At 51.3% G+C, this 21,331-nt stretch carries 16 protein-coding genes; 13 read left to right on the top strand and 3 right to left on the bottom strand.

What is annotated here, in order from left to right; genetic code table 11:
• Nucleotide 1 precedes the first annotated feature (1 nt).
• The 3 genes from C3B51_RS01645 (at nucleotide 2) to C3B51_RS01635 (ending at nucleotide 3,739) form a co-directional block, all read left to right on the top strand.
• Complete coding sequence (locus C3B51_RS01645; protein ID WP_130243937.1) at nucleotides 2-718, top strand: alpha/beta fold hydrolase; 717 nt, start codon at nucleotides 2-4, stop codon at nucleotides 716-718.
• Between the two features lie 11 nt (nucleotides 719-729).
• On the top strand, nucleotides 730-1,947 hold the full coding sequence (locus C3B51_RS01640) for an MFS transporter (RefSeq protein ID WP_165389097.1): 1,218 nt from the start codon (nucleotides 730-732) through the stop codon (nucleotides 1,945-1,947).
• Nucleotides 1,948-2,095: 148 nt separating this feature from the next.
• Nucleotides 2,096-3,739, top strand: coding sequence for an EAL domain-containing protein (locus tag C3B51_RS01635; protein WP_130243935.1), 1,644 nt, complete (start codon nucleotides 2,096-2,098; stop codon nucleotides 3,737-3,739).
• A 22-nt stretch (nucleotides 3,740-3,761) separates the two neighbouring features.
• On the opposite strand, the gene C3B51_RS01630 is transcribed toward C3B51_RS01635, so the two are convergent.
• Entirely contained in the window at nucleotides 3,762-4,664 is a 903-nt protein-coding gene (locus C3B51_RS01630; RefSeq protein WP_125716850.1) for a 1-aminocyclopropane-1-carboxylate deaminase/D-cysteine desulfhydrase, read from the bottom strand.
• Between the two features lie 211 nt (nucleotides 4,665-4,875).
• Between C3B51_RS01630 and C3B51_RS01625 the strand changes: the two genes are divergently transcribed.
• The 9 genes from C3B51_RS01625 (at nucleotide 4,876) to tldD (ending at nucleotide 17,727) form a co-directional block, all read left to right on the top strand.
• Nucleotides 4,876-6,900, top strand: coding sequence for an SUMF1/EgtB/PvdO family nonheme iron enzyme (locus tag C3B51_RS01625; RefSeq protein ID WP_125778595.1), 2,025 nt, complete (start codon nucleotides 4,876-4,878; stop codon nucleotides 6,898-6,900).
• Between the two features lie 139 nt (nucleotides 6,901-7,039).
• On the top strand, nucleotides 7,040-8,083 hold the full coding sequence (locus C3B51_RS01620; protein ID WP_046005304.1) for a rod shape-determining protein: 1,044 nt from the start codon (nucleotides 7,040-7,042) through the stop codon (nucleotides 8,081-8,083).
• Nucleotides 8,083-8,922 carry a rod shape-determining protein MreC gene (mreC, locus tag C3B51_RS01615; RefSeq protein ID WP_046005305.1) on the top strand — a complete coding sequence of 280 codons (840 nt, stop codon included), beginning with the start codon at nucleotides 8,083-8,085 and terminating at the stop codon, nucleotides 8,920-8,922. The genes C3B51_RS01620 and mreC overlap by 1 nt, the downstream gene beginning before the upstream one ends.
• Nucleotides 8,919-9,395 (top strand): rod shape-determining protein MreD, encoded by a 477-nt coding sequence (mreD, locus tag C3B51_RS01610; protein ID WP_125716848.1) that lies wholly within the window; start codon nucleotides 8,919-8,921, stop codon nucleotides 9,393-9,395. Before mreC ends, mreD begins: the two co-directional genes overlap by 4 nt.
• A complete protein-coding gene (locus C3B51_RS01605) occupies nucleotides 9,395-9,973 on the top strand; it encodes a Maf family protein (RefSeq protein ID WP_125716847.1) in 579 nt (192 codons plus the stop codon). Before mreD ends, C3B51_RS01605 begins: the two co-directional genes overlap by 1 nt.
• Nucleotides 9,966-11,438, top strand: a complete 1,473-nt coding sequence (gene rng / locus C3B51_RS01600) for a ribonuclease G (RefSeq protein WP_046005308.1) — start codon at nucleotides 9,966-9,968, stop codon at nucleotides 11,436-11,438. The genes C3B51_RS01605 and rng overlap by 8 nt, the downstream gene beginning before the upstream one ends.
• A 46-nt stretch (nucleotides 11,439-11,484) precedes the next feature.
• Nucleotides 11,485-15,459 (top strand): YhdP family protein, encoded by a 3,975-nt coding sequence (locus C3B51_RS01595; protein ID WP_165389096.1) that lies wholly within the window; start codon nucleotides 11,485-11,487, stop codon nucleotides 15,457-15,459.
• Nucleotides 15,456-16,280: a carbon-nitrogen hydrolase family protein gene (locus C3B51_RS01590; RefSeq protein WP_130243933.1), complete on the top strand. Its 825-nt coding sequence runs from the start codon at nucleotides 15,456-15,458 to the stop codon at nucleotides 16,278-16,280. The genes C3B51_RS01595 and C3B51_RS01590 overlap by 4 nt, the downstream gene beginning before the upstream one ends.
• On the top strand, nucleotides 16,273-17,727 hold the full coding sequence (gene tldD / locus C3B51_RS01585; RefSeq protein WP_130243932.1) for a metalloprotease TldD: 1,455 nt from the start codon (nucleotides 16,273-16,275) through the stop codon (nucleotides 17,725-17,727). Before C3B51_RS01590 ends, tldD begins: the two co-directional genes overlap by 8 nt.
• Nucleotides 17,728-17,803: 76 nt before the next feature.
• On the opposite strand, the gene yjgA is transcribed toward tldD, so the two are convergent.
• A complete protein-coding gene (gene yjgA, locus C3B51_RS01580; protein WP_125716843.1) occupies nucleotides 17,804-18,325 on the bottom strand; it encodes a ribosome biogenesis factor YjgA in 522 nt (173 codons plus the stop codon).
• A 183-nt stretch (nucleotides 18,326-18,508) separates the two neighbouring features.
• Between yjgA and pmbA the strand changes: the two genes are divergently transcribed.
• Nucleotides 18,509-19,855 carry a metalloprotease PmbA gene (gene pmbA / locus C3B51_RS01575; protein ID WP_130243931.1) on the top strand — a complete coding sequence of 449 codons (1,347 nt, stop codon included), beginning with the start codon at nucleotides 18,509-18,511 and terminating at the stop codon, nucleotides 19,853-19,855.
• A 25-nt stretch (nucleotides 19,856-19,880) separates the two neighbouring features.
• Here pmbA and mgtE read toward each other — a convergent pair whose 3' ends face one another.
• Nucleotides 19,881-21,239 (bottom strand): magnesium transporter, encoded by a 1,359-nt coding sequence (mgtE, locus tag C3B51_RS01570; RefSeq protein WP_046005313.1) that lies wholly within the window; start codon nucleotides 21,237-21,239, stop codon nucleotides 19,881-19,883.
• Nucleotides 21,240-21,331 lie beyond the last annotated feature (92 nt).

Genomic DNA, 21,331 nt, shown 5'->3' with positions numbered 1-21,331 from the left:
TGTGATTGTGGCAATAAGAGAAAGGGTCTGTTTGATACCAGGCACTATGTGCGACGACCGTTTGTGGACACCTGTACAGCGACATTTATCGTCCGACTATCAGGTTGAGCATATCGCCATTGAGTCGCAGCCAGATCGTGATGCAATGCATCAGCTGATCGCGTCGCATACCGCTGTGCAGCCTTGTCATTTGGTGGGCTTCTCAATGGGGGGATATCTGGCTTTAGAGCATGCATTATCTCGCCAGCCCCGGCTACGTTCACTGGTTTTAATCGCTACTTCAGCACAAGGGCTTACGGCACAAGAGCAGCAAAGCCGGGCGGCTATGCTGGACTGGCTTAGCCAGCATCCATACCGAGGAATGTCAGACAAGCGTTTGGCTGAGTTTGTTCATGCAGGACAGCTCAGTAACCCGGAAGTGGTGTCTGTGGTGCGAGCCATGGACAGGCAACTTGGTCAGCAAACTTTACTAGCACAGCTACGTGCAACCACGGCCAGGACATGCCTGTTGGACACGATGTCTCGCTTAACGTGTCCTGTATTAATAATAGGGGCGCAGGATGACCTTAAGGTGCCACAGCAGGATCTTTGGCAAATGCACCAAGTGTGTCCGGGTAGCCAGCTACAGATCTTGCCTGAATGCGGGCATATGGTGCCTCTGGAGCGACCCGCACAGTTAGCCAAATTAATGGAAGAGTTTTTTAAATCATGCGAATAAAAGAAAGTGGTATGAGTTTAAGCGCACTGTATGGCGCAACCTTGTTGTCGGGATTGGGCACCGGTGTTTTGTTAGTGATGGCAAATTGGTTGCTGCTCAAACTGTATGAGAGTTCAACTATTATTGGTATTTTAACTGCTGCATCTTACTTTGCCTGTTTTTTGGCATTGCCTGTATTGTCCGGTTGGTTAGACAGATATCATCGTCGGCAACTGTTGCAGCGGATTTATGTGGTCACCGGGGGCATACAACTGGTGTTAGCCGGATTTGCCCTGGCTGGCGGTACAGAGCTTATTTTGCTGGCTGTTTCGGTCATCCTGTCTGTGCTGGTGCGAATGCTGGACCAAATGGCTAGACTGGCCATTGCTCAGCAGCTGGTGCCGAAGGCGCGTTATCGGGAAGTCAGTCGTCATCTTGAGATATTACGCCAGGGGATCACTTTGGTGTCTGGTGTGATTGTGGCGATGTTGATCGATAAAATAGCATTACATCACCTTTTGATCCTCGATGCGGCGACATACTTATGTGGCGGTATGCTGTTATGTCTGGTGCAATGTCAGCATCAGGGAGGGGCTGCCACCAAATCGCAAAGTAAGTTGACCGAATTGCGCGAGGGACTGAGTTTCCTGAAACAAAATCACTATTTTTTTAGTTTGATGGTGGTCACGCTGGTGCCCTATGTACTGGTCTTGTCGCAAAATGCCATTCATCCGGCCCACGTTGAAGAGGTATTGCAGCTAGACGGAGATGCTTACGCACTGATCGGCGTTGTATTTGGTGTTGGTGCCGTTGCTGCACCTGTGTTACTGACCTGGATACACAGGCTGGGGTTGCTGCGGGAAAAGGTTATCTTTGCCGGGTTTGTGGGATATCTGAGCGCCAGTTGTATTATTCTGTTGTGGCCTGGTTTTTATGCCACTTGCATTGCGATGCTGCTTTTTTCAGCCAGTCATTCCGTGGTTCGAATTGAGCGACTGGCCTTTATGATGGAATATGCGCCCGTGAGTCTGGTTGGACGGATCAGTGGGGTGTTTGAATTTATCGGGCTGATCTCGGTTGTGCTGGTGACATCTATGATAGGGGTGATTGCCGATCAGTTTTCTGTAAACAGCGCTTGGGCTGCTATGCTGGTGATCATCCTGGTCGGGGCGGTGCTCTTTAGCCTGAGCTGTTACCGTGCGCAGCGCAGCTTGATTACATCGGCGGCAGGTGAAGATACTGAGTGTTAGCAACGCTGAAATATCCGTGGTAACACAATCGGTGGTAAAGGAAACGTGTTACCTGTGCCGCCTTGCAAGGATTCTTGCGTTTCTGAACTTGAGTTTTAGCTGGACTTGAACAAAACTTGAAACAGGATTCCAAGGCTTGTGTAGTAGCATGCGTCGATTTGTAAGGTCAGGTAATGAAAGTTTTTCCGGGTGGGGGTTACGCGCGGTAGGCTTGATTGTCTGGCTATTAATCAACGGTGCATTGTGGCAATTTATCCAGGCGCAGATAGTGCAGCAAGCGGGTGAGTTGCAAAGTCATTTTACTCAGCTGGATGCGTCGGTCAGCGTTGCGCGCTCAGGTGAGTTTGCGACCCTGATACATCACTATGGTTTTGCTGACCAAGCGCAGACAGCCAGTGTCTGGCAGTGGATGACAGACAGTGTTCCTTTTCAGTTTTCCGGCTCCGAGCTGTTGCTCTCACCCGCCCCCATTGTGCAAGACTGTTTACCGATAGTGGTGTTTATTAATCTGCTGATGCTGGTGGCTGGGTATCTGCTGTTCAGATGGATGAGAAACCAATCTCGGATAGGTGGCGCAGCTGTTCAACCCCAGGCTATAACCTCTGATTTAGCACCGGATACACAAACCAAAGCGCTGGCCGCAGAAGCCAGCCGCAAAGTGTCCGTGTTTGCGATGTTAAAGTGGCGCCAGACGCTGCCCGATGAGTTGGATCCGCAAAGCCATTTTAGCGTGACATTGGCACGATGCTTTGCAAAATATGAACGCTGTTCATGCAAGTATCTGTCGTCTGGCGCGCTGGTGATGACACTGTCACCCGTTGATAAAGTGGATGTTGATGCGTTGGCACGGCGGATCCATGAAGTGGTTTACCAGGCCTTGTTGTCTTTTCGCCCGGATCTGTCACGCAGCGCGGTGAAGTGTGGCGTGTGCTTTTATACCAAAGGGGCCGATCAGGCCATGGTATACCAAGTGGTGCGTTCGGCACTGAGCATAGCGCAGAGTAATGTCTGGCAGCATGTCCATATTATGCCGCTGAATCATACCCTGAGCACCAGCTTGCGCCGGGCTGAAAGTGAGATCATTGATGACATTAAAGCCGGTCGGTTTATGTTGTTCTTTCAGCCGCTTTTTGGCTTTGCGCAGCAGGATGTGATCCAAAGTGAGGCGCTGTTGCGGGTTCGTCACCGGTCTTTGGGATTGATGTCTGCCGGGCAATTTATTCACAAAATTCATCAGACTGAACACCTGATGCTGTTGGACAAGACCATGGTTCGTCATGCGCTCAATGCCCTGAGCAAAGAACCAGCTGGTTTTTCAGTGAGTGTTAACTTACATGTGCTCAACTGGAGTAATGTGGAATTCATCGACTGGTTACGTGAGCAGGTGAAAGCGTCGGGCCGGGCAAGCGATATTGCGTTTGAATTGACGTTGCAGGACTTTTATCAGCATGAAGAGTATGCAAGGCAGGTTCTCACGACTTTGTCTGATTTAGGTTGTCGGTTTGTGCTGGATCATGTCAACGCGTCAGTCAAACTTGAGACGCTGCGTGGATTTGGCCAGGTAACGGCACTTAAACTGGCGTTTGAGCTTATCCACGAAGTGCATCATTCAGCCAAGCGACGCAGCGTGGTGCGTCAGGTTGTGGCGCAGGCCAAAGAACTGGGTGTACCGGTGTACGCCGTAGGTGTAGAAACCAAAGAGGAATTTGAATGTATCACCAAGCTGGGCGTGGATGGTGCGCAGGGATACTATTTCAGCGCACCGTTGCTTCAGCTGGAGCAGAGTCTGTAGCGCCTTGAGTACACTTGATGCGTTAGATGAGCTGCCGGTAGCGCAGTCCATCTAAACCTTGTAATCCACCGCTGTGGATCGCAATGATCTGGCTTCCGCGTGGAAAGTACCCTTGCGTAATTAATTGCCAGATGGCAAACATCAGCTTACCGGTATAAATAGGCTCTAAGGGCAAGGCATGCTCCTGGCGCATACGTTGGCAAAATTGCCACAGGGGCGCGGAGAATTTGCCATATCCGCCATCGTGATAGTCATGTAAGAGCTGCCAGTTAGAGCGCGTTGCTGCGCGTGGGTTTAACCTTAACACCTCATCGTGCAGATATTGCGCGCCTTTTAGTACCGTAACCCCCAGTAACTGGCACTCGTCGTCCAAGCCGTCAATCATACCGGCCAGTGTACCACCGCTGCCCACAGCGCAGCAGACATAATCACTTGGGGGCAGGCTCTGCGCCAATTCTTTGCATCCGCCAAGGGCATGCTGGTTGCTGCCGCCCTCGGGAATAATAAAAGCGTCAGGAAAGCGCGATTGTAACTGTTGCAGGTAATTCGTTTCATTGCGCTGCCGATATTCCAGGCGAGAGACTGGGTGCAAAGTCATACCACAGGCCTTAGCGAAGCGGATCGTCGGATTGTTTAAATCCAGCTGCGGACCACGGATAATGGCGCTTCCCTGAATGTCGAACTGTTTACAGGCCATGGCAGTGGCATAGAGGTGATTGGAAAAGGGCCCGGCAAATGTCAGTAAAGCCGATTTATGTTCCTGCTTCATTGCTCTGAGGTTATATTTGAGCTTGCGCCACTTGTTTCCCTGGATTGTTGGATGGAGCAGATCGTCGCGTTTAATGCGCAGTGAAACACCGGCAGCGTCGAGTTCCGGCGCGTGGATCGAGTGTAACGGAGACTCAGGAAAATCAAGCTTGTCCATCTTAGGTTCAGTCTGTGTCGTTTAGTGTCTAATACCCGCTATTATTTCATGAAAATCTTGGTAGAACACTGGTAAGGAAGTGGCTAATAGTTGTAAACTCAGATATTAATTGTGCTAGGCTTGTGTTTTGCTTCTTAAGTACATAGCATTAAGCGCTAAATTATAAAAAATAACAAAGACCAAACAACTGCCGCTGTTGGGAATGGAATTTATGCAAATTGCTCCTTTATCTCTTTTTGTCTCTGCGACCCTTTTATCTTTAAGTGTGTCGGCGCAAGATACTGCAACTGTGACTGCCATTGAATCTGAGCGCACTGAAAAGCAAGCTGAATTAGATAACTATACTCAGGTACTCGATAAACATCTGAGTGAAGAAACGCGCTTACAGGCGCAGCTAGATCTGCTGAGACAGCGTTCTGCGGAGCTGGATAAAGAAAAAAACCAGGCGCTTGATGCAATGAACGATATCTATCGGCGCTTGATTGATGATCCCTCTTTGGATATCTCAGCGGCACAAAGCAGATATCAGCAGGCGGTTGCAGAGCACAAACAGAACAAAGAAGACATAGTGATGCAGTTGGCGGCGATTGCATCACACCGCAAAGACATTGAGCAGATCCGCGTCACCAAGCATACCTTAGTCAACACCATCGCCAGTTTGAATGATCAACTTAGCACCGCTCGGATTGAGCGTTTACGCAACGAGTTTAGCCGTGAAGGCACGCTGGAGGTGGATCACACCATTAACTGTAAGCGCACCGAAACCCTGGCAGCGTGCGAGCAGCGTGGTCAGCAATTGGGTTTGCAAAAGGCCACCAAACACTTTATCGACCAAATTTTTGCTAACCTGACAGAGCAACGTGTGGTAGAGCCAAAGCGCCATCTTGCCGGAGCTCAGGTGCAGGTTGTTAGCAGCCATGTTGTGGGTAGCGCATTTAGCGGGCAAGGTAACTATAGCGTCAACCTGAGCGTGACGATGCGTGGCGATGTTAATAACAGCCGCCTGTGTAGCTTACTTAACCTGGATAATCGTTACTGCAGTGAGTACGGCTCACCACTGGCGGTGGGTTATCAGGCCAGCTACCCAACCACATTCAGTGATGAGCAGCTGACATTTTCAAATGAATTGTCAAAAAGTGCCCCTGTGGTCAGCGTGGCAAGAATGCCTGCGGCCCCGGATATCAAGACAGAGGTAGCGCCTCAGCCGCCAAAAAATCGCGAAGTCGAACTGACTCTGCGCTCTAACGTGTATGATGACGAAGTATTTATTAACGGTGTCAGTTATGGTTCGACCAAGTTGGTGGTAAACCTGCCAACGGGTATGCACGACATCGAAGTACGTAAACTGGGATATGAGCCGTACAAGGCCAGTCTTAATTTGCGACGAGCCCGGACTTTAAATGCCCGGCTGGTAAAAAAGCCTGAGTCGATTGCTGCACCGACACCAAAAAGTGAGCAAACTCAGCCAACTCAGCAAGCTAACGTAGCACAGCCTGTTAAAGTGGTCACTCCTGATCGAGTGATCAATGAAACGGTGATCATTCCTGCTGGCAGCTTTAAGATGGGCGATCTGACGGGCAATGGCCTGGCCAACGAGCGGCCTGTGGTAGAGAAAGTACTCAGCCACTCTTATGTGATGCAAAGCAAAGAAGTAACGGTTGCAGAGTTCCGTCGTTTTATCGATAGTTCTCAATATGTTACTGAAGCCGAGAAAGGCAAGGGCTGTGCCCATTATAAAAATGGCGAGCCGGTCTGGGAGATAGATTATAACTGGCGTTCACCGGGTTATGAGCAGGCTGATGACTTTCCGGTAGTGTGTGTCTCATATGAAGATGCCAAAGCCTATGCGAACTGGCTGTCTGGCGATCAGGGGATGCAATATCGTTTGCCCAATGAAGTTGAGTGGGAGTATGCCGCCCGCGGTGATACTACCTCGGAATATCCCTGGGGCAACGAGATCGGCCGTAACCAGGCGAACTGTGGTTGGTGTGGCAGTGAATGGTCAAATAAGAGCCCTGCGCCGGTGGGTCAGTTTGCGGCCAACGCTTACGGATTATACGACACCGTTGGCAATGTCTGGGAGTGGACACAAAAACGCGCCTCACAGGATGATGTGACTGTGCGTGGTGGCGCCTGGAACTTTGCACCTAGTCTTGCGCGGGTATCAACGCGTTTGGCCCTGGCGCCGGATTTTCGAGCCAATTACATCGGATTTAGATTAGTAAGAGAACGTTAAGGCTGTTTAAGCACGCCAATGAGGCGACGTTATTCATGCCTGAGTCACTGTGTCACAGACACAGAGTGAAAAATTTCAACGCAGTGGCCTGAGCCGCTGCATGGTTTGCAAAAAGAATTCTTAAAGGTTACCCAGCCTCATGTTTAAAAAACTACGTGGACTATTTTCAAACGACCTGTCGATCGACTTAGGTACGGCCAATACGCTGATTTACGTGAAAGAAGAAGGGATCGTGTTGAACGAGCCTTCTGTTGTGGCGATCCGTCAGGAGCGCGCGGGTGGACCAAAGAGCGTTGCTTCTGTGGGTACGGCTGCGAAGCAAATGCTGGGCCGGACACCTGGTAATATTAAGGCCATCAGGCCGATGAAAGACGGCGTAATCGCTGACTTCTATGTGACCGAAAAAATGTTGCAGCACTTTATCAAACAAGTGCACAACAACAACTTTATGCGTCCGAGCCCCCGCGTTCTGATCTGCGTGCCGTGCGGTGCAACCCAGGTTGAAAAACGTGCCATCCGTGAGTCTGCGATGGGGGCGGGTGCCAGAGAAGTGTATTTGATTGAAGAGCCGATGGCGGCCGCGATTGGCGCTGGTCTACCTGTGTCTGAAGCAACTGGCTCTATGGTGGTGGACATCGGTGGCGGTACCACAGAAGTGGCTATCATCTCACTAAACGGTGTGGTGTATTCGTCTTCTGTGCGGATCGGTGGTGATAAATTTGACGAAGCCATCATCAACTATGTACGCCGTAATTTCGGTAGTCTGATTGGTGAAGCGACGGCTGAGCACATCAAACACGAAATTGGCTCTGCGTTTAAGAGCGAAACACCTATCGAGATTGAGGTCCGTGGTCGTAACCTGGCTGAAGGGGTACCACGTTCCTTTACGCTAAACTCCCATGAAATCCTTGAAGCCTTGCAAGAACCATTGATGGGTATTGTGAGTGCGGTAATGGTGGCACTGGAACAGTCTCCGCCTGAGCTGGCATCGGATATCTCAGCGCATGGCATGGTACTGACGGGTGGTGGCGCACTGCTTAAAGACCTTGACCGCCTGCTAATGGAAGAAACCGGGATCCCTGTGGTGGTGGCGGAAGATCCATTGACCTGTGTGGCCCGTGGCGGTGGTAAAGCGCTGGAAATGATAGATATGCACGGTGGTGACGTATTTAGCTACGACTGATGAACCTGCTATTCGGACGTACTATTTCCCTGCAACTGCGACTTACGGTCGCAGTTGTGCTTAGCGTACTGCTGATCCTGGGCGATCGCTACACCTCTGGCGGTACCCTGGTACGAACCAGTCTCAATACTCTGGTGAGCCCACTGTTGTATGTGGCCAATGTGCCCTATGAGGTGTTTTCACTGGGGGCAAAAAGTCTCGATACGCGTGACAGGCTGTTTCAGGAAAATGAAGCATTACGTAAAAAACAACTGCTGCAAAGTGAACAGCTTCAGCAGTACCAATTCCTGCTGCGTGAAAACCAGCAACTGCGCGCTTTACTTGGCGCTTCTTCCAGGCAACAACGTGCACGTTTGATCGCTGAAGTCTTGTCGGTGCGCTCCAGTCGCTATAGTCATCAGGTGGTGGTGAACCGTGGTGCCATCGATGGGGTGCTGGAAGGGCAACCGGTGATTGATGAAATGGGCATTGTCGGGCAGCTGACTCAGGTCGGCAGTACCACGTCTCGGGTACTCTTGATGACCGACACCACACATGCCACACCAGTACGCATTCTGCGCAATGATGTACGTACAGTGGTCGAAGGCACAGGTAAAATTAATCTGGTTCAGCTACAGCATGTACCCCACAGCCTGGATATTCGCCTCGGTGATATCCTGGTGACTTCTGGTCTGGGCGGCACCTTTCCCGAGGGCTACCCGGTTGCTGTGGTGACAGAAATAGATCGTGATGAAGGGCTGCCTTTCTCTAAAGTATATGCCGAGCCTGTGGCCCAGTTGGATCGAATTCGTTTGCTGGTGATCTTGGGGAAAATGGCCAAAGAGGAGCCTGAGGCATGAACCGAAGTTACGCGCTGGTCGCCCTGAGCTTGTTTATTGCACTAATTATGGCACTGATGCCGTTGCCTTTTTCGATTGAACCATTTCGCCCTGACTGGGTCCTACTGGTATTGATGTACTGGTCTATCGCCTTGCCACATCGTGTCAATATTGGCTGGGCATGGTGTACCGGGCTGATCATGGATCTGGCGACGGGCTCTCCGCTGGGCGTGAATTCACTGACCTATTCCATCTGTCTGTACATTACAACGAGTAATTTTCAGAAGATCAGAAACTTTTCAATCTGGCAGCAGGCGGTTTTGATTGGCTTGTTTTTAGCTTTATATCACCTGCTACAGTTTTGGCTGAATCACTTCCTGCTAGACATTTATTTTAACCCCAGGTATTTATGGCCAGCCCTGATCGGTATGTTGTGCTGGCCCTGGGTTTTCTTGCTTTTACGTAAGTATCGCAGGCACTTTAGGATCCGTTAATGACAGCAACACTTTATCTGGCATCGGCATCACCACGCAGACGTGAGCTGTTGACTCAGCTTGGTTATGCGTTTGCGCAATTTTCAGTGGATGCCGACGAAAGCCAACTCCCTGACGAAGCGCCACTGGCTTATGTGGAGCGCCTGGCGCGGTTAAAAGCCACCAGTGGGGTGGCGATGGGCTATCAGGACGCCCCGGTATTGGGCAGCGATACCATAGTGGTGCTTGGCCAGCAAGCACTGGGTAAGCCCAAGGACAAAAATGACTTTATTGCTATGATGCAAGCTTTGTCAGGCACAACCCATCAGGTGATGACAGCGATTGCCGTTGCTGATAGCCAGCGGGTACTGAGCCAGACTGTGATAACTGATGTTACATTTAAACCCTTGAGTGATCTCGAGATTGAGCAATACTGGCACAGTGGCGAGCCGCAGGATAAGGCGGGCGGGTATGGCATTCAGGGGCTGGGAGGACGGTTTGTTACTCAGTTATCTGGTAGCTATTTTGCCGTAGTCGGCTTACCTTTATACGAGACGGATGAACTGATTAAAGCATTTATGGCGGGTGTAGATGAGTAGTGAGTTATTGATCAATGTGACCCCCAGCGAGAGCCGGGTTGCACTCATTGAAAACGGTGTTCTGCAAGAAGTACAGGTAGAGCGGGTAGGCAATTTGGGGATTGTTGGCAATATCTATCTGGGTAAAATCAGCCGGGTGCTGCCGGGCATGCAGGCTGCCTTTGTTGATATCGGCCTGGAAAAAGCCGCATTTTTGCATGCCTCAGACATAGTCAACAGCGCCTCTATTGAAGAAGGTGTTGATGATCAGCCTGTCAAGAAGGTGCAGGATATTCGGGAGCTGGTAAAGCAGGGCCAGTTTATTATGGTGCAGGTGGTTAAAGATCCGATCGGCACCAAAGGGGCCCGCCTAACCACAGACATCACCATTCCATCACGTTATCTGGTGTTTATGCCAGATGCCACCCATGTGGGTGTCAGCCAGCGCATCGAAACCGAAGAAGAGCGCAGCCGCTTGAAGAAAATCGTTGCTCAGTACAACGATGAAAATGGCGGTTTTATTGTCCGTACTGCGGCAGAAGGGGCGGCAGAAGCAGAGCTGCAGCACGATGCTGAGTTTTTGAAAAAACTGTGGCAAAAAATCATTAAGCGCCGCCAGAAAACCAGCAAAGCCAGTATCCTGCATGAGGATTTAACCCTGGCATTTCGCACCCTCAGAGACTACGTCGGTGAGGATATGGAGCGGATCCGGGTTGACTCCAAGCTGACTCATCAGCAACTGAAAGATTTTACCGAGGAGTTTGTGCCCCAGTTGTCGCAAACGCTGGAGTACTATCCAGGCGAGCGGCCTATCTTCGACCTGTTTGACGTCGAGATTGAAATTCAAAAAGCGCTGCATCGTAAGGTGGAGCTGAAATCTGGTGGTTATCTGATCTTTGATCAGACTGAAGCTATGACCACAGTGGATGTTAACACCGGCGCTTTTGTTGGCCACCGCAACCTGGAAGAAACGATTTTCAATACCAATGTGGAGGCCACATCGGCCATTGCCAGGCAGCTCAGGCTACGTAATCTCGGCGGGATCATCATCATCGACTTTATCGATATGATCTCGGATGAGCACAAACGACGGGTGTTACATTCACTCGAAACGGCATTGGCGAAAGACCGCGCCAAGGCTAATATCAATGGTTTGTCGGCGCTTGGCCTGGTTGAAATGACCCGCAAGCGGACCCGTGAGAGCCTCGAGCATATTTTGTGTGATGTTTGCCCAGCCTGCTCTGGCCGTGGCTCACTCAAAACGGTTGAAACCGTGTGCTACGAAATTTTACGCGAGATTGTGCGTGTTAATCGTGCCTATGACGCGGATAAATTCATGGTTTACGCGTCACCGGCGGTCAGCGAAGCATTGGTGAACGACGAGTACCATAATCTGGCAGAGTTAGAGCTGTTTATTGGTAAACAGGTCAGTATTCAGACTGAGAGCCTGTACAGCCAGGAGCAGTTTGATGTTGTCATGATGTAGTGACGTCATGCAGGTTAAGGCGGTTTGTTTTTTTTGTGTACGGAAAATGTGGCAGGTCTTTGCTGTCACATTGGTGCTGCTTGCAGTACTGGTATCGCTGGTCAAATATAGCCTGCCCTACGCCAATGAGTATAAACAAGACATAGAAGCGCTGGTTTTTCAGCAGCTCGGGGTTGAGTTAAATATTGGCAGTATCAGCGCCAGCTGGCAGGGTAATGGCCCCGCACTGGTGTTACGTGACGTCAGTTTTGAGGACAACATACGTTCACCGATTTCTTTGCATATTGCACAAACCAGCCTGCAACTAAACCTGGTCGAATCAGTCCGACAATGGCGGCTGGTATCTAACTACTTTGTTTTGGATGGGTTCAATGCCACTGTAGATATCCAGGCCATGGCGCAAAGCATGGAAGGGGGCAGCGGCGAATTTGAGCAGCAAGCGCTCATCGAAGAGTTGTTTCTGGGTGATACCGGGCATTTTGCGGTGCAAAACAGCCAGATCACTCTACAGATGTCAGATGATAAAGCGCACACCTTGCTGGTGCCAGATCTGATCTGGCAAAACAGTGAGGATGTACACCATGGAGAGGGCCAGATCTCTTTCCCGGGGCTGGCGAAAGGCCAATTGAAGGCACGTTTTCGTTTTCATGGTCAGCAGCTCAGTACCATGGCTGGCGATATCTTCATAGATGCACAGCAGGTTGAGGTGATGAGCTGGCTACAGGCGTATCTTGACCCCCAATACCAGGATGTCAGTGCCAGTGTGAATGCGCAACTTTGGGCCCGACTGGAGCAAGGCACACTGCACGACGTGCTGCTCGACTGGCGACCCAGCAGTATTCACTGGCTGCAGGGACAAACCAGCAAACAGCTGGCTGTGCAAAGTGGCACTTTACATTTGCAGAGCGCACACAGTGGCTGGTCACTGAGTAGCTCTGAGTGGCAGTTAGCACACAATGGACAACCGCTTGCGCCACTGAGTATTGAGGGGCAATTTACTGATACTGAGCGCACTGTGTGGATGCAAGGCCTGGATCTTGCCTATGTGGCTCAAGTTCTCTCGCTCAGCCATTTCGACTGGGCAAAACAAGTGAAGGCTTTATCTCCTGGTGGTCAGGTCACGGCGGCCAGACTGTCTATGGACAGCGATATGCCGATGTCTCTTTGGCTCGCCTTACGAGATGTAGGTTGGCGCCAGCTTGATGGTATTCCGGGGTTTTCCGGGCTGAATGCTGAGCTCACGTTAACACCAGAGCGGGGAGTACTGAGTCTCAGTGCGCAAGAGCAGGCATTTGAAGTCGAAGAGCAATTTATTGCCCCCATCAGCGTCAACGAACTCAATGGCGACATTCATTTTTATCAGGATGAAGCACAGCAGTGGCACGTGCTCTCAGACAATCTGTGGCTCAGCAATGCAGATTTAAGCGTTGCGTTGGAAATGCACTTACGCTTGTTCGAAGAGCCGGAACTGGATTTATATGCCGATGTATTTGGTGGCAATGCCAGTGTCGCAGGGCGTTACTTCCCGCTGCAACTGATGAATGAAAACCTGGTAAATTACCTCAATAACGGGATCCAGGGCGGACGACTGCGCCATACTCAGGTGCTGTTGTCCGGACCGCTGTCACAATTCCCTTACCGGGCACAGTCGGGTCGCTTTGAAGTGCTGGCCCGGATAGATCAGGCTCAGTTTGCTTTTGCGCCGGACTGGGCTGCTTTACAAAATGGCGATGTGACATTGCACTTTGCTGATGAGCGCATGGATATCACAGCCAATGGTGGCGAGCTCCTTAATCAGACCTTAAACCACGGTGTTGTTGTCAGTCTTGCGGATCTTGAACAAAGCGACCTCTTGACCGTCAACATAGCGCATACCACCGAAGCCAGTACTTTGGCGCCTTTCTTTAGTGCCACCCCGATTGCCGATCCCTTGGCGGACATTCTGCAGGTGGCACAAGTACAGGGGGATGTCACAGGCAATGTGGACTTGCTAATCGACTTAACTTCGCTGGATGTCAACGTGATGGGCACGGTTGAATTCAATAACAATGCACTGTATCTGGCGCAGCCGGGGATGGCACTCGATAAACTCAGTGGCACGCTAAAATTTATCGATGACAACATTGAACTGGATAATACCCGGGCGTTGTGGCGCGGCATGCCCTTACTGTTTAGTTTGTCTGGACAGGGAGACAGTGAGCGTTATCTGCTTGAGATTGATACACGCCTCAGTGCAGCCAGTGACAAACTCATGCCACTGACCCAGGGCCTGATGGATGGCTTCATCGAGGGTAAAGCCCTGCTGGCCGGACGTTTAACGCTCGACTTTACGGCGCAAGGGTTCAGTTATGATGCGAACTTTACATCTGACTTGCTTGGCGTCCGCGTTGACCTGCCTGCGCCAATTGGCAAGCTGGCAGATGAGCGTTTGCCATTAACGGCCCAGGTACGTGGTGATGATATTTCCAACTTGATCAGTGTCACGCTCGGTGAGCAGCTCTATTTTGACGGTATTCTCGATAACAACAGCGGGCTGATTGACCGTGCTCAGCTTATTTTTGCTGAGCAAAACCGGGCATTAAGCCAGCCAGGATTTAACGTAGCCATCCTTCAGCCGCAACTCTCCCTTGAGCCCTGGCTGGCGTTTATTGACCGCATTATCGAACAGCTTGAGCAACCGTCAGAGCAGCCCGGTATCTTACCGGCTTTTGGTGAATTGAGTGCTCAGGTCGCCCAATTCAATGCGCTTGATATAGGCTTCAATGATTTTGAACTGAGCCTGCGCCCAGATGCTGACGGGCTGTTAGCGCGCTTGAATGGCAAAGAGTTAAGAGCCCAGGTACAGTTTCCGGATAGCAAAGCGGGGCAACCTATCCAGATCCAGGCTGATTACCTGAGGCTTAATGTGATTGAGCCGGCTGGCGGAGATGCCATGGCCGAAGACATGGCAACTGATACAAAGGCAGCCGAGCCAGAAGCCTCTGAGCAATGGCTAACAGCTGTTCCGGCCATTGAATTTAATTGTGATGATTGCCGGATTGCCCAGTACCAGCTTGACCGGGTTAACCTGGCTTTACAGGGCACTGGTGAAGCCCTGCAAGTATCTCGGCTGCGAGTGGATAAAGGCGATCATGTGCTGCAGGGGAATGGGGGCTGGCAAAATGGTCGCTCGCAGTTTAACGGCACGCTTGAGAGTAGCGACTTTGGCCAGCTGATGGAAGAATTTGATATTACCTCCAGCGTTCAGGATTCCAATGCGGATATTGAGTTTGCGCTGAGCTGGGCCAAGGCGCCTTACGACTTTGATGTTGCCAGCCTGGATGGCTCGGTGAAATGGCAGCTGGGTGAAGGACACCTGGCGGAGATCAGCGATCAGGGGGCCCGGGTCTTTTCCCTGCTGAGTCTCGATTCCCTGGTACGTAAACTCAAGCTGGATTTTCGTGATGTGTTTGCCAAAGGCTTTTTCTATAACCAAATCGATGGCACCTTTGAGCTCAACAAAGGGGTTGTGTATACCCAGGACACGCAGTTGGATGGCGTTCCCGCCGACTTATCGATTACAGGGTATGCTGACCTTAATAATAAGGCCATTGATTACGAACTGTCGGTGGCGCCACAGGTCACGTCGAGTTTGCCCGTGATAGTCGGCTGGATGGTGAACCCGGTGACCGGGTTGGCCGCTTTGGCGCTGGATAAAGTGATCCACTCCGCGCGCGTTATTTCAGAAATTAAATTCAAAGTGACCGGCACCATGGATGAGCCGGTAGTGACCGAGTTGGATCGTAAGAGCCGTGAAGTGGAGTTGCCTAAACCACCGCAAGCACAGCCGACTGAGCCTGGGCTGCCAGCAGAGTCACAGGGCAATGAACAAGCGCAACCGCAATCGGGCGCAGCATTGCCAGGTTCAGAGAATCAAGGGCAAGATACAGCGGCGCCTCAAGCCGACAAGCAGCCTGAGTCTGAACAAGCTGAGGGGCCACTTGACTCGGCTTCCGAGTCAAAATTAGAGGAAAAGCCATGAAAAACGGCCATATCTATGCTGTACAGATGTGCTCAGGGATACAGCCTGAGGAAAACTTTGCACAGTTAAGCGCGTTACTCCGTGCACAGACGCTGGCGCGGCCTGCTCTGGTCTGTCTGCCCGAGTCATGGCTGGCCTTTTGTGAGACCCCGCAGCAGACGCTGGCATATGCTGAACACAGCCAGCACTGGGTTACACAACTTCAACAGCTTTGCCGGGAGCTTGATATTTGGCTGGCAGCGGGCACCATCGCCATTAAAGAGGGTGAACGCCGCTATTATGCTGCGAGTTTGTTGTTTAACAATGAAGGGGTTGAAGTTGCACGCTATAATAAGATCCATCTGTTTGATGCGGATGTGGCAGATAATGCCGGGCAATACCGCGAATCGACCCTGACCTGCGCTGGCGAGAATGTCGTTACTGTGGCCAGCCCTTTTGGTCGTATTGGCATGAGTGTGTGTTATGACATTCGGTTTCCCGGGCTTTATCAGGCGATGCGTGAGCAGGGCGCTGAGATATTGCTGGTACCAAGTGCCTTTACTACGGTGACCGGTGAAGCACACTGGCAGCCCTTGTTGCAGGCACGGGCGATAGAAACACAGTGTTACGTGGTGGCAGCCGCGCAGCAGGGGCACCACGAGAATGGTCGGCAAACGTATGGTCACAGTCTGATTGTGTCTCCGTGGGGCGCTTGTCTGGCAGAAGCGTCAGAGGGGGTTGGCATAATCCATGTGCAGCCAGAGCTGGCTGAACTGCACGCCATCCGACAGAAAATGCCTGTAGCGGCACATAACCGATTTAAGAGCGATTTTTATGAGTAATTTTGGTAGCGAGCACGTTGAACAACATTTACTGACCGACAGTGAGTTAACCCGAGAGCAGTTACAGCAAACGCTGGCGTATATCCATCAGCACAAAGTAGATTATGCCGATCTGTATTTTCAGTCCAGCTATCATGAAACCTGGGTGCTTGAAGATGGCTCTGTAAAAGAAGGCAGTTACAACATTGAACGCGGTGTTGGGGTGCGTGCTGTCAGTGGCGAGAAAACCGGTTTTAGTTACTCAGATGCCATAAATATAGAGGCGCTGAACCAGGCTGCGATGGCGGCCAGAAGCATTGCACAGCAAGGCGAAGACAAGCAAGTGCAGGTATTCGCTGACGTTAAAGCCGCCACTCAATTTGAGGCAAACCAGCCCTTGTTGAGTATGAGCGACACTGAAAAAGTAGCATTGCTGCGGGAAGTTGAGGCGGCTATTCGAGAGCTGGCGCCGGAAGCGGAGCAGGTTGTCAGTTCGATGTCTGCGGTATACGAGGAAGTACTGGTTGCCGCCAGCGATGGCACCTTTGCAACCGATATCCGCCCCTTAGTGCGCTTAAACTGCTCCGTGTTACTGGCGAAAAACGGTCGCCGCGAGCGCGGCAGTGCCGGTGGTGGCGCGCGACTGGATTACCACTATTTCCGTGAGCTGGTCGATGGCAAGCCGCGCTGGCAGCATTATGTTAGCAAAGCCGTTCATCAGGCCAGAGTGAACCTCGAAGCCGTGGACGCCCCGGCGGGTGCTATGCCTGTTGTGCTAGGTGCAGGGTGGCCGGGCGTGTTACTTCACGAAGCCGTAGGTCACGGTCTGGAAGGCGATTTTAATCGCAAAGGCGCGTCGGCATTTAGCGGGCGGGTTGGTGAGCAAGTTGCCTCCAGTCTGTGTACTGTGGTGGACGATGGTACTATGAATAACCGCCGAGGCTCGCTGAATATTGACGATGAAGGGACACCAGCAGGCTATAATGTGCTGATCGAAAACGGCGTGTTAAAGGGCTATATGCAGGACAAGCTCAATGCTCGATTGATGGGCGTTGCGCCGACCGGTAATGCCAGACGCGAGTCTTACGCACATCTGCCGATGCCGAGAATGACCAACACCTACATGTTGCCGGGTGAGCATAGTCAAAGTGAGATCATTGCTTCTGTCAAAAAAGGGATCTTTGCGCCTAACTTTGGTGGTGGCCAGGTGGATATTACGTCGGGTAAATTCGTATTCTCTGCCTCTGAGGCCTATCTCATTGAGGATGGGAAAGTGACGCAACCCATCAAAGGCGCCACACTGATTGGCAATGGCCCTGATGTGATGCAGAAAATCTCTATGGTTGGTAAAGATCTGGAGCTGGATACCGGCGTTGGAGTATGTGGCAAAAATGGCCAGAGCGTGCCCGTTGGGGTCGGTCAGCCAAGCCTGAAAATAGATGAACTCACTGTGGGTGGGACCGCCTAGACGGGGCAGCTTAACTAAGTAATCCGCAGTATTGCACGACCAGCGTGCCATACTGCGGTATTGCTTACCATACTGGCTATGGCAGGATCAGCTCCTTCAGTAACTGAAACAGCTCTTTGTAGCCTTTTCCTGGCTTCTCTGCCTGATGCTCTTTCTTAGCCTGGCGCACCAGTTGTCTGAGCTTCTGACGCTCCAGTGTCGGGTGTGCCTCAAGTAAGTCATTGATCTTCTCATCACCCTTAGCGATGAGTTCATCCCTTAGTTTTTCAACCTGATTGAGCAGCACTTCCGCCTGGTTATTTCTGTTCAGTATCAGATCTAGGCCTTGTTGCAACTCTTCCACATTACTTGTGGTACGCAATTGTTTGGCGACAAAGTTCAGGTGACGGCGATACGCATCATGCTTACCGCGTAGCTTGTCTGCCAGATCCATGGCGGCAACCAGCTCAGGGCTGAGAGGCAGCTTTTCTCTTTGTTTTTTGCCCAATTGCGCGATATCAACGCCCAGTTGGTGATATTGCTGTGCATCGCGTTTTAATTCGCTTTTGGAGACGTAGATGATCTCTTCTTCTGGCTCTTGAGTCGGTTTTTTAGCCATGCTTAGTGCACTTACTTCAGTTATTCGTGTACAGATTATACCAGAAGTCAGAAAAAGCAGTCACGTATACATTAAGACATTAGGTTGGCAGCCGTTGCCCGGCAGAATCTTTGCCTCAGTCACAGCGCATTGGCGCAGGCTGTGTTAGGATTATAGCAGTACTATGATTTGTGGAATAAAAACATGAGCCAGCAACAAGATCCCATTTGGACGCAGATTGATGAAGTAAAACAGGCAGTGTCTGACGTTCTGGACTATGCAAAGCAACTGGGGGCAACGTCAGCGGAAGCGTCGATGAGTCGTACCTCAGGTTTGTCTGTCAGCACCCGTATGGGGGAAGTTGAAACGATTGAATTTAATCAGGATGGTGGACTGGGCCTGAGCGTGTATGTAGGTCAACACAAGGGCTCCGCGTCGACGGCGGACCTGGGCCCACAGGCCTTACGCTCTGTGGTGGAAAAGGCGGTTGAGATTGCTAAGTTTACATCGGATGACCCCTGTAATGGGGTGGCTGACGCAGACTTAATGCCAACTGACGTGCCAGATTTAGATCTCTTTCACCCCTGGACACTGTCGCCGGAAGAGGGCATAAAGCGTTGTCTTGAAGCGGAGCAGGCAGCGTTAAATTTTGACCCTCGCATCGTTAACTCGGATGGCGCCAGTGTAGCCAGTCATCAGGGCCTGCGTGTTTATGGTAACAGCCATGGGTTTCTGGCCGGATTCCCGCGCACCCGACACACTTTGAGTACCATGGTCATAGGCGAAGAGAATGGCGTGATGCAACGCGACAATGCCTACTCAATTACGCGTGTACATACGCAGCTGAGAGATGCCGCCTCAGTGGGAATAGAGGCGGCTCAGTCGACGCTCGCTAAGCTCAACAGCCGTAAACTGGATACCATGCGGGTGCCAGTGGTATTCCGGGCCGATATTGCCAATAGTCTGTTCGGTCATCTGGTGTCTGCGATTGGTGGTGGTGCCTTGTATCGCAAGTCGAGCTTTTTACTCGATAGCCTGGGCACTAAGGTATTCGACACTTGTGTGTCTATTAAAGAGCAACCGCATCTGCGCCAAGCACTGGCATCAAGCCCGTTTGATGCGGAAGGTGTGCGCACGCTTGAGCGCGATATCATCAAAGGCGGTACGCTGGAAACCTATCTGTTACCGAGTTATGCAGCGAGACGTCTTGGTATGCGCAGTACGGGACATGCCGGTGGGATCCATAACTGGTTAGTACAGGCTACAGAGCCGGATCTGGCGGCGCTACTACGCACTATGGACCGGGGCTTACTGGTTACAGAATTGATGGGGCAGGGTGTGAATACGGTCACTGGTGACTACTCTCGTGGTGCTGCTGGCTTTTGGGTTGAAAACGGCGAGATCCAATATCCGGTTAGTGAGATCACTATTGCCGGTAATCTCAAAGATATGTTCAAGTCAATCAAGGCTATCGGCGGAGATATCGAAACCCGTGGTGCCGTGCAAACTGGTTCGGTACTGATTGAAAGTATGCAAATTGCCGGTCAGTGATGGATTGCACTAAGTGTCTGGCTGCTTAAACAAGCAGCCAGGTTGCGGTGCCCAGGAAGGCAAAAATACCGACAATGTCGGTGACTGTGGTCAGAACAACACTGCCTGCCAGTGCCGGATCTATGTTCATTTTTTTCAGCATCAGCGGAATACTGGCTCCGGCAATACCCGCAGCGACCAGGTTCATAAACATTGCGAAGGCAATCACGCCACCCAGTACAAAATCCCACTGCCATAAAGCAATCACACCGGCGATCAGCAAGGACCATAACAGGCCGTTCAGCGCGCCTATGGCGAGCTCTTTGCCCAGCAAGAAGCGCTGGTTGGTGGCGTTAACATGGCCCAGGGCAATACCACGGATCACCAGTGTCAGTGTCTGACTGCCCGCCACGCCGCCCATGCTGGGCACTATGCCATTTAATACTGCCAGAATAGGTAGAATATCTAAAGTACCTTCGAAAAAGCTGGCAACAAACGCGGCCATCAGGGCTGTAAGCAGGTTGATCCCCAGCCAGATTGAGCGACGGCGGCTACTTTTCCACACCGGTGCGAAGGTATCCTCTTCATCATCAAGACCGGCCATACTCATCAGGCTGTGCTCGGCATCTTCACGAATAACATCAACGATGTCATCGATGGTGATACGGCCCAATAAGTGTGCGTTATCGTCGACTACCGGGGCTGAGATCCAGTTGTGGCGCTCAAACAGCTGAGCAACGTCGCTTTCATCCATTGAAATGGGAATGGTTTCACGCTCTTCATTCATCAGCTCCTTGACCAGCTTGTCTGGCTGACTGGTCAGCAGCACGCTGATGGGCAGTGCACCTAAAAAACAATTGTCTTTATCCACCACATAGAGATCATCGGTGCCATCCGGCAGCTCACCTTTAAGGCGTAAGTAGCGCAATACCACATCCAGTGACACATCCGGGCGAATGGTCACTGTGTCTGTGTTCATCAGGGCGCCGGCGGAGTGCTCGACATAAGACAGCGCTTGTGTGGCCCGGGCTCGGTCCTGAGAGTCCATAGCACCAATAACGTCCTGATAGACGGGGTCTGGCAGGCTCCTGAGGACCTCACCGAGGTCATCGTCGTCCATGTCCTCGGTTGCTGCCGCAATGAGCTCAGGCTCCATTTTGGCAATGATACTGAGTCTGACGTCTTCTGACAGCTCTTCGAGTACGTCACCCTGAATATCCGGATCAACCAGTTGCCACAACTGGGTTCTGACTTTATGTGGGGAGGACTCAAGCAGTAATGCCGTATCGCACGGCGGGATTTCGGCTAATGTGCGCCTGACTTGAACAAACTGACCACTGTTGAGGGCATTCGTAACTTGCTGTAAAAGCTCCAGTGTGTAGTCTTGTTCAAAAACTTCAGGCATAGGCGTCCCAGATTGGATAGTTGGCAGTTAAGCGTGTCATGAGTGTATTGCGCACTGATTATAGGCGTATGATAATTATAGCTGTTTTAATA

Source organism: Pseudoalteromonas rubra (assembly GCF_004212645.1).
In the GTDB taxonomy this organism is placed as follows: Bacteria; Pseudomonadota; Gammaproteobacteria; order Enterobacterales; family Alteromonadaceae; genus Pseudoalteromonas; species Pseudoalteromonas rubra_G.
Note: the sequence above shows the minus strand (reverse complement) of the source record. Positions and strands in the feature narration are given on the sequence as shown.